The following is a 13,174-nucleotide window of genomic DNA, read 5'->3' as shown; positions in this document are numbered from 1 at the left end:
TTTTCCTTTATATTTACCCTGTTGACTAGGGTGAAGACTGATGCAGCAGTTCATCTGCATAAAGTTTTTGCAATGTCATTAGCGACAGCAGCCAGGCAAGCGTTGATTCCGCCCCCTGGTTCTGGTTGATGCCGTCCACCATCAGTCCGTCCCGGCATCCGCCGGTTTTAGGGTCATACAGCGGCATGTTCAGATCATTGTGTCCCAGAAACCAGTTAAAACACATGACGGCGTTTTCAAACCATTGCCGGTCATGGGAAATGCTGTAGGCTGCGGCACATGCTTCAACCATGGTTTTGGCTTCGATGGGCTGCTGATCAAATCTGGCTCTCTCTTCTTTTTTTCTATACCAGCCGTGACAGCCGATGGGGACAAAATGGTGATCTGTCGTCTGGATGGACAGCAGCCACGTAAGACTGTCCAGACCCATCTTCACCATCTCGTGGTTTTCCATTCGATGACCCGATACCAGAAGCGCCTGGGACAGTTTGGCGTTGGCATAATTCAAGGTATCCTCTATCCATGGCCAGTCATCGGTTTTATTTTCGCAGAACTGATTGAATAATCTTTCTGCCAGAACATCTCTGATCCTTTTGGCATCACTGTCACCCGAAAATTTTTCCAGGTAGGCGTCAATGCCAACCAGACAGAATGCCACAGCCCTGGGCGATTTGAAATTCTCTGTGGCAATCAATGCCTTTTTAAAAAGCACGGTACTCATGGTCCGATGATCTGAATTTTCCAGAAACGCCACGGTTTTTCCCAGGCACCAGACCGCCCGTCCGTGGGAATCCTCGGACCCGGTCTCTTCTGCCCAATCTCTTGCGTAGGTCATAAAATTACGGAACCGACCGTTTTCTTCATTGTATGCGTATAAAAGAAATCCTAAATAATGACCGCTTAAGGCATCCAGGCCAAGACCGTTGGTCGGCAGATATCTTTGTCCCATGGCCGCCGCCAGCAGGGCTCTGGCATTATCATCCGTGCAGTATCCATGCAGTCTGCTGGGAATGGTATGATCTGCATGTTGCAGGATGCCGGTATCATCGGTCATGGATTTAAGGTGATCCAGCTTTATTTCGGGCAGGTCAAAGCGGGTAATGGCTTTAAGGTTTTCCACGTAGGAATGTCTGGGCCTTGGATGCTGGATTCGCTTCTGGCGAACCTCATTGAAGAGGTCAAGATAGTTTTGGCAGACTTTTGCCCACACGGCTTCCCTTGTAAAGGTGTATGCTTTTTTACGGATGGCGTGGCGCTGGGTATCATCGCGTAAAAGGGCGTTAATCTGTTCTGCCATGGCGCCGGGATTGTTGAACGGTACAATTTTGCCCCTGCCGTCTGCCAGCATTTCCTGGGCATACCAGTAAGGGGTCGAAATGACGGCTTTGCCTGTTCCCATGGCGTAGGCAAGGGTTCCAGACGTAATCTGAGCCTCTTCAAGATACGGGGTGATGTAAATATCTGCAACACCCAGGAACTCACACAGTTCTCTCAAGGGGACAAAATTATTCTGGAATATGACATGGTCGCTGATATTCAGATTATGAACAATTTGTTGAAGCATTATCCGATAGGCTTCCCCTTTGGTTTTCAGCACATGGGGATGGGTGGTGCCAAGGATGATATACATCACGTCCGGATATTTGTCGATCACAGCCGGAAGTGCCTGGAGCACGGTTTCAATTCCTTTGTTGGGTGAAAGCAGGCCAAAGGTGAGTAAGACCTTTTTACCTTCCACATCGAATTTGTCTTTATTAAAACTTGAATCGATAAAGGGCATATCCGGAATGCCGTGATGTATAAAAGCGATTTTCTCCCGGGGGATACCATAGATCTCCTGGAGAAGTTGTTCTGCTTTTCTGCTCATGACCACCAGTTTGTCCGACAATTCCCCCAGCTTGATCATAACGTTACGATATTCGGGAGAAGGGTCTTTCAACACGGTATGCAGAGTTGTCACCACCGGCATATGCAGATTTGACAATAGTTTGATAAGATGACTTCCTGCGGGACCTCCGAAAATACCAAATTCATGCTGAAGACAGACAATGTCTGTGTGACTGATATTCAAAAACTGGGCGGTAATACCATAATCTGCTAATTTGTTCTGATTGATCTCAAAGCGTACTTTTTCAGGATATGCATAGCCTTCCATTCTGTCGTTCATGGCAACCGCCCAGCAATGGATATCCTTGGCCCGGTCAGATAAACCTTCAACCAGATCTCTTGTAAAAGTGGCTATGCCGCATTGTCTGGGCAGGTAATTGCCGATTACGGCAATGGAGTTGATTCCCTCAATAGGGCGTTCTTCCGTTATCATACTCTTCTCCTGTTCCGGTTGTGGACAGCAGGGAGACATCATTTTCTCTTTTGCTGCCCCAAAACCGTTCTGTTTTTTTGTGAAACCGTTTCACAACAGTCAAATGGAGTTATTTTTTATGTTTGAAACTTACCTGAAATTTTTGTTCAAAGGCACACGCAATGATCTGGGCAACATGATTTTCCTGGGTAATGTGATCCATATGAATGACCAGATCAAATTCACCAGGGGAGATTTTTTCCCTGAGAAAAATTTTTTTGAAAAATTCATGATGGTCATCATCAATGATGTTTAATTTTTCTTCTGCTTCACTTTTCCCTATACCCAGCGTATTCGCCAATTTTTCAATCCGGTGCTCTTTGCTGCATACCAATTGTACTGATAAGACGGTATGGCGGGGCAGAATCAAGTGGGTCCCCCGGCCAATAAATATCGTCGGTTCGGTATGAGCCAATGCTGTAACCGTTTTTGCCAGCTGTTTGACATAGTCAGTTTTAAAAAATTTTTTCTCAACGGAAAGAGACACAAGCAGTTCACGCATCTTTCCCGGAAACCGCTCATCGAAAGTCTCAATAATCTTTTCTGTAAGAGAAGAATCTTTTGCCATATGCTCTATAATTTCTTTATCGATCACACGATAGCCTGTTATTTCCGACAGAAAATCAGCGACTTCCATGGCGCCGGCACCTATCCCTCGGGATAAACAAATACAATTCTTTTGTGAGAAATGGCTGGCTGTTTTTATTTCTGCCTGGGCTCTTTCCCATTGTCTGATTTGTGTACCGGCCCAATCTGAGGCGCTCATCATTTTCTTGCCATAATATCCGGGAGGGTAAATCGTTTCTTTAGATGTATTTTTCATATCTTTTCTCCTTTTTTAGGAATGACTTCTTTAAAGCCTATAATTCATGTTACGTGCCAGGACAGAACACATCGACATCGTCTCTGTAACATCCTGATTCGTAAAGTTATTAATAGAAAATTAAGATCAGCGAATAATTTGAAAAATTTTTAACAACTGGATAAAAAGGTCATATGCGCCCAAGCGGTCATATTTAACCTCACTTTAAACGGCGGGCATCGGCGGGACGCCCGAGACAATCGCCACGCCGACAGGAGCGCTCTACTATGCCCAGGCCACGTCATCCTAATTTTCATCGGCTTCCAGATTAATTTTTTTCATCCGGATGATATGTTCAATCATTTTCTGCCCAAACTCACCTTTGGCCTCAGAAATATCTTTTTGAATACCCAAAGCGGTAACACTATTCGGAGATTTTTTGACAAGCTCAGCTTTCAGGTAAAGTCCTTTTTCATAAATCGTCTGTCTTAAATTTTGTGTGAGTTTAATAAACGATGCCTGCTCTGCATTCAGCTTATTTATGGTGGCATCGCTTAAATTTCTGTCATATCCTGGATATCTGCTGGACTCGCCCCGCATTCCACTTTCCTGAAAACCGTACCGCATCATACCGTGTCCATATTGTATAATTTCATCGGGATTTTGGCCCGAATTATTGAAGGAACCATATCCTTCCCTGCAAATGTTTGTGCTCAAATCCTGACCAAAAGCATTGAAAGGCAGCGTAAACATGAAACTGATAAATAAGGCTGCTACTACTTTTTTAATACGATGATATCTCATTTTAAGATTTCCTAAGTTTGTCCATAAAGAATGGATCTTTTGTATTTTTTTCGTCTTACTTTAACTTTGTTTCTCTTCCGATCTTGCTTTTTCCATGACTCTATTGTTCATCAATGATCACGCTGGTTTTTAAATCCTGACCGGATTTCTAATTGTTGTCTTGCTTGTGAATACATAATGTTTTTTAAGCAGGGATATCATTAATAACCGATGTGAATGGACTCGAACGACCCAAATAGATTACCCAGCCACAAAACCAAGGCGATGACAGCCAGAATGTTAAGTATCTGCCGTATCCTCCTGTCCATGGGGATATATCTATTGGCCAGCCAGAACAGAAATCCGACAAAGATTAAAATGATGCTAAACTGTACAAGGTCTGTCATTGCTCCTCCTGTTTTCTTTGTGTGCATTGTTGCTTAGGGTTTGAAAACCTTGCCGTGATTTTTTTACCCACCCCGGAAAATGCATTGATGTCCCTCCATGGAATCAGCAATCAAGCACCACGCAATTTCTGCCGTTGGCTTTGGCCTTGTATAAGCATTTATCTGCTTTCGAAACCCAGAAAAAAAAATCGTTATCGGAACTATTTTTAACCAGGCCCTGGGTTACCCCGATACTGATGGTCGTAAAAATACCGGCCGGTCTAGATTTTTCCACCTCTTTCCGAATTTTTTCAGCCATCAGAGGCACTGCAGAGGTATGGATATTGGGAAACAGGATGACAAATTCTTCCCCGCCATACCGGCACATCACATCCGATTTCCGGACAGTCCCCTTCAAAGATTTCGCAAGGTCTTTGAGTACGGTATCACCCCTTGGATGGCCATATTTGTCATTAATCTTTTTAAAATGATCAATATCAATCATAAAGACGGCTAAATTTTCTTTTCTCCGCTCGGCCAGGGAAAATAAGCCCTGGGCAACAATTAAAAAGCCCCGCCGGTTAAACAGACCCGTCAATCCGTCAGTCATAGCCATGTCAACCAATGCCTTATTTCTTTTCCAAAGGCTTTGCAGCGTTTCTCCCAAAAGTTCCAATTCGGGTGTTGTATTGCCATATCGGATGAACATATCAATAAATCTTCTGATATGGCGGTCATATGTGTCCGAGGGGACTGTATCATCTTTGTTTAGGGGCTTTAAGGCGTTAAAAAGTACTTCAAAGGTCGGATACAGCATGTAGTATTCCAACCGGTAGGCCAGGATAAATGCATTTTCCATTGATTTCTTTTCATCCCAGCGATTTGAGAGAGCATCAATTTTCTCCAATATGGCGGACAATTCTTTTTGAATGTCCGATGGCGTATCAAAAATGCAAGGAAAGATGAAATCTTCAGCGGTCAGCGCAACCCTGCTCCAGAAATCGGCATGTATTTTTTCTTCATCAGCCATCTGGACCCAGAACGCCTTGAGCTCACTTATTTCTTCTGCCTGGGAAAGCTTAATATATATCTGTATGGCTTTTTGATTAATGGCAATACACAGACGAATGATTCCCCAGGTAATCTCATCTTTCATGTTCTTGTCCTTTCCTTGCACTTTTCCGGGGAAGGCCTTCACAGGTCCGGAAGTATTTAATCCGGTCTTTGGATAGTAGAAAGCGATTTAGTCCCCAGAGTCTCAATAAGCCGGTTGATATTCGTTGTTTTCAGATTCATTCCCCCTTCGGACATCGGAAGCAGAATGATGCGCTTGCCTTCAAGTGCTTCTGCAATTTTCAGTTTCACGATGGTCTCAGCCCCGGAACCGGCCAGGGCATTGTTCATTTCCTGGATGCCTTTGGCTTCGGCAATACCTTCCGCTTCAATGGCCCTTGCCAAAAGCTGCTGCTTTTCCAGATAAACATCCGCCTCGATTTTATCCTTTTGATATTGACCGTCGGCGTTGGCAACCATTTTGTTCACCTCACCCCTTGCTTCTTCCAGTTTACGTTTATACTCTTCGAGGGCGGCATGTTGGGCTGATTTGTTTTTCTCCACCTGCTGGTCCGCCACTTTTTTATCTTCAATGGCTTTGGTGTACTCTGCATTGAACCGGTAGTCGTTGGTCAGCACCTTCTCAATGACAACGCCCATGGGTCCAAGAATCTTATCCAATGCGGCCTTGGCTTTTTCGGCTTGGGTTTCTCTTGCTTCAGCCACATAAAAGGATTCGGTCTTCAGCTCCCCGAAGATATCCCTGGGCTTGCTTCTGGCAACCGTCCTGACGATAGTTTCCCGGAGGATGGCATCGTTTGAAGCCACATACTGGAGAATGTACGGGGCCTTTGCGGCATCAATCCGGTAAGCAATGATCACATCAAGGCTGATGTCATTCCCGTCAATGGTTTTAAACAGCAGATCATCCTGGGTTTTGCGGTCCCCCCGGCTTTCTGAAAAGGTCATTTCAAGATTCTGCAGCTTGGTGTCAAAGACATGCCAGTCATTGATAAAAGGCAGAAAAAAATAGGTCGAGCCTTGAGCATACACATGGTCCTCTACGCCTTTGGGTGCAAACAGGCCGATTTTCCGGGTCCGGACACCGACTTCGGTTTCCCCTGTGGTATGGGGCATACAGCCCGTGGTCAAAAGGCTTGCCGTCATTAGGATCACAAAAAGGATCAAACGTTTCACTTGGCACCTCCCTGGCGAACATCAAATAATTTTAGGGTGTTGTTCATATCCAGCGGATTGACCCCATGAGCACCGTCGCTGGGAAGGATAATCAGATCAAGGCCCTTATACGCCTGTGCCATCTTTAAGCCCACCATACGGTCGGACCCAATGCCTTTTAATGCTTCATTTTTCAGGCGCACCCGTTCGGCCTCAGACAGTTTTACCAACAGATCTGCATTGGCCTTTACTTTACGGGTATAGAGGTCTTTTTCAGCAATTTTTCGGGTCACATAGGCCCGGCCTTTTTCCATCTCAACGGCGGTGATGACCATACCCTCCTGGACAATCTTTTTTAACTGAGCTTCTTCCTTGGCGGCCCGGGCTGCGGCCTGGTTGGTAAAGACCATCTGATCCTGAAGTTTTTTGGCTTCAATATTCTTTTGGATTTCAGGGCTGTATCTGAAATAGCGGACCAGCACCTGGTCCACCTCAATTCCTTTCAAATTGAGTTCCCGGTTGAGATTATCTTTGGCATCTTCTGCCTTTTTAACCCGCATGGGGCTGTTATAAAATTCTTCGGTGGTCAGTTTACCCAGGGTCTCTTTCAAGGCAGGTTCGGCTTTGGGGATGATTCCGTTGTCTTCGTACAGTTTGCCCGGGCCGATGGTGGTAAATACCAGGTAGGGATCCTGAATGTGATAGAGCATGGAAACATCCACATCCACAAAAAAACCGTCTGAGGTCTGGATATGGGCTGCCCGGTCTTTTCTGGCACCACCGGCTGCCGTTTCTGGGAAATTGGTCAGCTCCAGCACCTGGATACCCTTGGGAAAGCGATACATCTGCTGCAGGCCGAAGGGCAAAACAAAGGAGAGTCCGGCATGGTAAACTTCTTTTTGAACCCCGCGGGATATTCCCACACGGATCACCTTAATACCGTATTCATTCGGCTCTACATAGGCGAATAAAAATTTATAGCAAAGGTATAAAATTACGGCCAATGTGAGCAGAATTTGAAATCCAACACCCATTCGCAGACTTGAGAAAAAACCGCCTAATGGGCGCTTAGCCCTGGTCAAATACTCTTTAAATTGATTTGTCTGGTTTTCAGTCACAGTCAATTCCTTTATGAAACACAATTCACACAAGTGGGATGAATCATGGATTTAAAAAACATATTGTTCTCGAATTTTCCGGTAGTGATACCCGTATATGGATAACGTCACGGCCACAGATGTCAGTTTGGGTATTGAATAATTTTATGCCATCAGCCCTGTTTTTGCCTGAGCACCCGAACCGCATCCATCCCCAAGGTTTGGGACACTTTATGGATCCGAATCCTGAGCGGTTCAGATAATAGTGTTTTTGTTCCCAGAAGCACACCGAACTGATATGACTGGATGTGATTTTCCATATCTTTTTCGGTTTCCCATTCCCCCAGCAGTGAAAATCGATTCTTATTGTCAATGTCACAAAAGGCACAACAGCTTCTGCAACCGGGGCCTTCTCTCACCGATTCAATCAGTGAGAGGAGGGTTTGCAGCACTTCGAGATGTTTTTCCGGATGTGCGTTGAAAGTCATTTTGACTATCATCATTCGAACTACCTCTTAAAAACATGTTGGAATATCGAAATATAAAAGATGGCTAAACGTCACTGAGGCCCCTCCCTATAACTGCTTCTGAAATGTTTTTTTCCTTTTTTTGTTTTCGTTTCTCTTTTGGCGTCTGTCTGGCTTTTTTCTGTTCTTCACGCCTGCCTTTGTCTCTTTTTCCTTTATCACCCATAATCTTTTCTCCTGGTTTAAAATCAGTGTTTTTCCGTTACCCTCTTTCCTTGCTTGGAGTGTTCGAACTTTATAATAGTGCAATCATTGCGCCATGGTTCTGACAAGAGGAATAGTTTTTTGATGATGCTGTATTTTAAGGAGAAACAAAGGAAGGAGGTAGGTTATTTAAATAGAAAGGAAAATTCAAAAACGGTCTTATTTGTTCAATGGGTCATATCGTGCCTTTTTAAAGGTTCCCGTAACCGATCTCGGACGTGGCCACAACCGGATAGGCCACAACGAAGAAGGAGCCTCATTGGCAATTAAAAGGAAGCCGCTCGGGAGGAACGATGCTGAGTTTACGCATGCGGGCACGCAATGTGCTACGATTGAGGCCGAGAATATGGGCCGCACTGTTCTTGCCGCTTACTTTCCAGCGGGTCTGTTCAAGCACGCGGATGATATAATCGCGCTCAACCGCCTCAAGGGTTTTCAAGTTTTTGCTCAAATGGCTGTAGGATTTATCGAGATCATCAGCCAGATTGAGTTTGGGGCTTGAGGAATTGATCACTGCACGTTCAAGAACATTTTCCAACTCTCGAACGTTTCCCGGCCAATGATAGTTTAAAAGGGCATTCATTACGTTTTGGGGAACCACCTTAATTTGCTTACCCAATCTCCGGGAAATTTTATTAATATAGAAATCAGCAAGGAGGGGGATATCCTCTTTCCTTTCCCGCAGCGGCGGCATGGTAATCGGAAAAACATTGAGCCGGTACCACAGATCGCTTCGAAAACGCCCCTTTTCAACTTCTTCCTCAAGATTTCTGTTTGTCGCCGCAATAATCCGTACATCCACCTTGATGGTGCGCGAATTTCCCAACCGTTCAAATTCACCTTCTTGAATTACTCTGAGCAGCTTTGATTGCAATTCCAGGGGCAGTTCTCCGATTTCATCCAGAAACAAGGTGGCTTTGTCTGCAATCTCAAACCGTCCCTTGTGGCTGCGATCTGCGCCGGTAAATGCCCCTTTTTCATGGCCGAAAAGCTCGCTCTCTATAAGATTTGAGGGCAATGCCGCACAATTGACTTTGATCAGTGCCCGGTTTTTTCTGTTGCTGGAGCTATGAATTGCACGGGCCACAAGCTCCTTACCGGTACCGGTCTCACCCAGAACCATAACGGTTGTATTACTCTGTGCAATTTGCTCAACCTTGAATAGCACGTATTTAAGCCCGTCACTATGACCAATAATGCTTTCGTGATTATGTTCCAGCTTAATTTCATCTTTAAGATATGCGCGTTCATCTTCAAGTTGCTTTTTCAGTATTTCTACTTCCTCCAGGGCTTTCTCAGTAAGCGCCTTTTCATGTTCGGTCTTTTGCTTTTCCAGAACAAGCTGGACGGTCCTTTTTTCCACTATGTCCTTAAGATTCCGCTTATACTGTTCTTTTTCAGTTACATCTTCAATAGCCAGTAAAATCAGCTCCACTTTTTTAAAATCGTTATAAATTTTTCTAGCATTCAAATGCATTATTTTAGGCCCAATGACATCAAAGGAATGTTCCACTTCAAAATCATTGAACACGGTATTTTCAGGGAGGATACTCTCAAGTAATTCTCTGAGCCTGGGGATATTCCACTGCCCGTTGCCAAGGTCATAAATTAGAATTCCTTCCGTGTCTTCCTGCTTTGCACAAAATGTCATATAAAACGATTGATTGGCTTTGACTATTTTCAAATCAGCATCAAGAATCACAAGCGGCTCACGGACTGAACCGAGAATATCAGTAAAAATTTCTATAAATTTTTTTTGCATTCATGAATCCTAAAATATTTTTATAAGAAAGTCTGGGGAAGTTACTCAGAGCTTTCAATCTTTTTTGTGGGCTGAGCCTGGCAGATGATATGTCAGGTCGGCCCATGGCCGTTATTGAATTCTGCTTTGATGTGTGGGACCGGGAATTCGGTGAACCTGAACGTTCATATTCAACAATTCCACTGGATCTCCGAATTGAGTGTAGATTGCCACGTCGGCTGCATCCCGGCCAAAAGCGATTGCAATACGCCCTCCTTTCAGATCGAGTCGCGTCGGATCGAATGTGTACCACCGATTTCCTACGTATGCCTCAAACCAAGCGTGCAGATCCATTGGTTCAAGCGATTCAAGGTAACCCACTACCATGCGGGCAGGTATCGACAGCGCCCGGCAACAGGCTATTCCAAAATGGGCCATATCCCGGCAAACGCCTTGTCCAAGCTGATTTACTTCAGATGCGCTTATTATCTGTTGCCCGAGTCCCGGCGTATACTGTATTGAATCCCGGATATAATTAACAATGGCATCGCATTGATCGTACCCTAAGAGCCGGCCTGCTGTAATCGCTGCAGCCATTTCCGTGAAACGATCCGACTCACAAAACCGGCTTGGATACAGGAATGGCAAAACATCATCCGGTAAATGTTGCACTTCGATAAACGGCGCGCCAGGGGCAGTATCGCAGAACTCAGCCGTTTCGATATCAACGGATGTACTAACTGAAAAGGAACCAGCTGGTGCAACCAATCTTTGACACAGGTTGCCGAACGAATCCGTAAATTCTACCGCGGGTACGCCGGGGGACAAGATATATTCTTCACGTGTGATCCATTGCTGGCAACCACTGCGGGGACGAAGCATCAGCAAAAATGGTGTTGGAACAGACATTTGAAATTCAATAAGACAAGATGCGTTTAGCCACATGATAGTCTCCTTCACTAATAAACTTGATATGAGAGTATCCCTCAAAGGGGTGTTTTATCCATTCATATTGACAAACGATCTTTTCTCCATTTCAGGGTAGATCTCAATCCCTCCGTTGCGACCATTGTGCCTTCGATTTCATCGAAAAGTGCAAAATTTACAGCATTTATTATATCAATATTTCTATTATTATCGTTCGTGAATGGATCTCGTTTGAAAACTTCCTGATAAATATTTCGAAATTCATTCAGTCGACGCTTTGTGAAAATTTTATGAAAAAAACGTTTAGAACGCTGGGAGTATTCTAATTTATTGAGTCGTTTAATGATATATGTAAGCGTCCTGGCTGTCGGTTTAAATCCAAATGTCTCTTCCAATACCGATTTAAGTGCAGATGATACCTCTAATGGTTCAACAGGACCATTGATCTGTTCTTTGCTTTCATATTCAGGGGAGACAGACCTCTTTTTATTTCTCTTCAATTTTAGAGATTTTGTTAGCCTATGGGCTTCGACTTCACGACATAATTGCTCTGCCTGCATTGCGGCAGCTTGCAGATAAGCACTCAAATTATAGAAACCTGAATGTATGTGTTCAGGAAAAGCCTCCCCAATCCGGCTATAGCTATATCTATATTTATGGTCGATTTCACCCCATGCCTCCTCAAGAATCGTGCGTAATTGCAGCTCTATTTGGATGCTTTTAAATGTCTCGCTTACATCTGAATTCTCACCTAATTTGATCTGGTAATGGATTGAAGAATATCCACTATATTGGAGATTGATATTTTGTGGGGATACCTTGCCAAGACCTATTGGCAAAACAAATGATCTTTTATAATCTGGTTTTTGTATGAATTTTAATAGGTTCTCTTCAACTAAAAATTTAAGATACGCTTCGACTTTTACAATGTCTGAAAGGCGCAGGCAAATAATCCGGATACCAATTATATCTCCAATCCTTTCGTGAAAATTTTTGTGTGTAATAGGCTTTATATCAAATTCAGAATTCATATTCTCTTGGTCGATTTTCTCAATAAGTCTTGATTCATCTTTAATTCGATATAGTATCGTATGAATACTTTCTTTGGGCGCTGAAGGATCATCTCGAATGAGCCGGACAAAGTACTCAGCAAGTGTTTTGTACTTCTCTTTTTCCTTGAAAAAAGAGATTAGAAGATTATCCCTTTGTTGTTTTTTCAATTATTAAGTCCTTTTTCAGGTTCGTTTCGGAAGATTATGAAAGGTAAAGTATCGACCGCTTAGCAAAGTAGAGATACTAAGATAATCCGTAGGATATAAAAAGTGCAACAGTTTAAATAAAGTCATTGAAATTATATCCTTGTAACGTATAAACTTTTTATGAAAAACAATCGAAATAAAAAAAGCCCTGAGTAGGAATCTACTCAGGGCTAAAATGTCACAGGGATAAAATGGATATTAGATCACGGTCACATTTGCAGCTGCCGGTCCTTTGGGACCCTGTACAATGTCGAATGAAACCTGGTCACCTTCATTGAGAGATTTAAAACCAGTTGCGTTGATGCCTGAATGATGGACAAACACGTCGTTGCCACCATCTGCTTGTTCGATAAATCCAAAACCTTTTGACTCGCTAAACCATTTTACAATACCATTTGCCATGTAGGCGTTCTCCTAAATAAAGCATAAAAATAAATCGTCTGGATCTTAAAAAATAATCACTGATTTCTCGGGGAAAATATCTAAGGAAGAGAACTCAAACACTTAAGTTCTATGACGACTTTCGTTATCATGCACGAAAAAGGAGGATCTGTCAAGAAAATTAATATTTTATCAGTGCTGACGCATAAATAATAAAAGGTCGGCCGAAGTTGTTCCGCCCACTCCTTTTTGGGAAAATTCCGCCTTTCCTTCTTTCAGAAGGCATCGGAAAGGTAGTTCTTCCTACACAAACCATGGCCTGTACCNAAGATTTTCATTCCGTCCGGGCATAGTTCTCCCCCATTCCAGGCTTGAAACTGTTTCGATTACCTGTCCGTGGTTGCCGTCTCACACTAATCGGAGTTGAAAGGGGGCGGACAGACGCTCTTTCAGCCATGGATAATCCAACCAGGGACCGG

Annotated in this window: 13 protein-coding genes; all 13 read right to left on the bottom strand. The window is 43.7% G+C overall.

Annotated features, from left to right (window positions below; all coding sequences use genetic code 11):
- Positions 1-25: 25 nt before the first annotated feature.
- The 13 genes from B147_RS0117790 to B147_RS0117730 all read right to left on the bottom strand — a co-directional run bounded on the left by B147_RS0117790 (position 26) and on the right by B147_RS0117730 (position 12,716).
- The gene (locus tag B147_RS0117790; protein ID WP_020588555.1) at positions 26-2,320 is read right to left on the bottom strand and encodes a glycosyltransferase family 4 protein; all 2,295 of its coding nucleotides are present in this window, start codon (positions 2,318-2,320) and stop codon (positions 26-28) included.
- A 109-nt stretch (positions 2,321-2,429) separates the two neighbouring features.
- On the bottom strand, positions 2,430-3,182 hold the full coding sequence (locus B147_RS0117785; RefSeq protein ID WP_020588554.1) for a cytidylate kinase-like family protein: 753 nt from the start codon (positions 3,180-3,182) through the stop codon (positions 2,430-2,432).
- 285 nt (positions 3,183-3,467) lie between these two features.
- Positions 3,468-3,965: a hypothetical protein gene (locus B147_RS0117780; RefSeq protein WP_020588553.1), complete on the bottom strand. Its 498-nt coding sequence runs from the start codon at positions 3,963-3,965 to the stop codon at positions 3,468-3,470.
- 200 nt (positions 3,966-4,165) lie between these two features.
- Entirely contained in the window at positions 4,166-4,351 is a 186-nt protein-coding gene (locus B147_RS0117775; RefSeq protein WP_020588552.1) for a Thivi_2564 family membrane protein, read from the bottom strand.
- A 103-nt stretch (positions 4,352-4,454) separates the two neighbouring features.
- Positions 4,455-5,486 carry a GGDEF domain-containing protein gene (locus B147_RS30505; protein ID WP_020588551.1) on the bottom strand — a complete coding sequence of 344 codons (1,032 nt, stop codon included), beginning with the start codon at positions 5,484-5,486 and terminating at the stop codon, positions 4,455-4,457.
- Positions 5,487-5,542: 56 nt separating this feature from the next.
- Positions 5,543-6,580: an SPFH domain-containing protein gene (locus B147_RS0117765; RefSeq protein ID WP_020588550.1), complete on the bottom strand. Its 1,038-nt coding sequence runs from the start codon at positions 6,578-6,580 to the stop codon at positions 5,543-5,545.
- Complete coding sequence (locus B147_RS0117760) at positions 6,577-7,677, bottom strand: SPFH domain-containing protein (RefSeq protein WP_020588549.1); 1,101 nt, start codon at positions 7,675-7,677, stop codon at positions 6,577-6,579. The genes B147_RS0117765 and B147_RS0117760 overlap by 4 nt, the downstream gene beginning before the upstream one ends.
- A 152-nt stretch (positions 7,678-7,829) precedes the next feature.
- On the bottom strand, positions 7,830-8,159 hold the full coding sequence (locus tag B147_RS0117755; RefSeq protein WP_020588548.1) for a putative quinol monooxygenase: 330 nt from the start codon (positions 8,157-8,159) through the stop codon (positions 7,830-7,832).
- A 49-nt stretch (positions 8,160-8,208) separates the two neighbouring features.
- Positions 8,209-8,349, bottom strand: a complete 141-nt coding sequence (locus tag B147_RS32195) for a hypothetical protein (RefSeq protein WP_020588547.1) — start codon at positions 8,347-8,349, stop codon at positions 8,209-8,211.
- Positions 8,350-8,643: 294 nt separating this feature from the next.
- On the bottom strand, positions 8,644-10,149 hold the full coding sequence (locus tag B147_RS0117745) for a sigma-54 interaction domain-containing protein (protein WP_020588546.1): 1,506 nt from the start codon (positions 10,147-10,149) through the stop codon (positions 8,644-8,646).
- A 111-nt stretch (positions 10,150-10,260) separates the two neighbouring features.
- Entirely contained in the window at positions 10,261-11,073 is an 813-nt protein-coding gene (locus B147_RS0117740) for a transglutaminase domain-containing protein (RefSeq protein ID WP_020588545.1), read from the bottom strand.
- A 62-nt stretch (positions 11,074-11,135) separates the two neighbouring features.
- Positions 11,136-12,275, bottom strand: a complete 1,140-nt coding sequence (locus B147_RS0117735) for a hypothetical protein (protein WP_020588544.1) — start codon at positions 12,273-12,275, stop codon at positions 11,136-11,138.
- Between the two features lie 237 nt (positions 12,276-12,512).
- Positions 12,513-12,716 (bottom strand): cold-shock protein, encoded by a 204-nt coding sequence (locus B147_RS0117730; protein ID WP_020588543.1) that lies wholly within the window; start codon positions 12,714-12,716, stop codon positions 12,513-12,515.
- Positions 12,717-13,174: the final 458 nt, after the last annotated feature.

The organism is Desulfobacter curvatus DSM 3379 (assembly GCF_000373985.1).
Classification (GTDB): domain Bacteria; phylum Desulfobacterota; class Desulfobacteria; order Desulfobacterales; family Desulfobacteraceae; genus Desulfobacter; species Desulfobacter curvatus.
The sequence above is the reverse complement of the archived record's forward strand: the minus strand, read 5'-3'. Positions and strand labels throughout refer to the sequence as shown.

Excerpts from the sequence above, each read along its gene's own strand:
- B147_RS0117755 (WP_020588548.1), bottom strand. The coding sequence starts at position 8,159 with ATGATGATAGTCAAAATGACTTTCAACGCACATCCGGAAAAACATCTC.
- B147_RS0117730 (WP_020588543.1), bottom strand. The coding sequence starts at position 12,716 with ATGGCAAATGGTATTGTAAAATGGTTTAGCGAGTCAAAAGGTTTTGGA.
- B147_RS30505 (WP_020588551.1), bottom strand. The coding sequence starts at position 5,486 with ATGAAAGATGAGATTACCTGGGGAATCATTCGTCTGTGTATTGCCATT.
- B147_RS0117775 (WP_020588552.1), bottom strand. The coding sequence starts at position 4,351 with ATGACAGACCTTGTACAGTTTAGCATCATTTTAATCTTTGTCGGATTT.
- B147_RS0117745 (WP_020588546.1), bottom strand. The coding sequence starts at position 10,149 with ATGCAAAAAAAATTTATAGAAATTTTTACTGATATTCTCGGTTCAGTC.
- B147_RS0117780 (WP_020588553.1), bottom strand. The coding sequence starts at position 3,965 with ATGAGATATCATCGTATTAAAAAAGTAGTAGCAGCCTTATTTATCAGT.
- B147_RS0117740 (WP_020588545.1), bottom strand. The coding sequence starts at position 11,073 with ATGTGGCTAAACGCATCTTGTCTTATTGAATTTCAAATGTCTGTTCCA.
- B147_RS0117790 (WP_020588555.1), bottom strand. The coding sequence starts at position 2,320 with ATGATAACGGAAGAACGCCCTATTGAGGGAATCAACTCCATTGCCGTA.
- B147_RS0117785 (WP_020588554.1), bottom strand. The coding sequence starts at position 3,182 with ATGAAAAATACATCTAAAGAAACGATTTACCCTCCCGGATATTATGGC.
- B147_RS32195 (WP_020588547.1), bottom strand. The coding sequence starts at position 8,349 with ATGGGTGATAAAGGAAAAAGAGACAAAGGCAGGCGTGAAGAACAGAAA.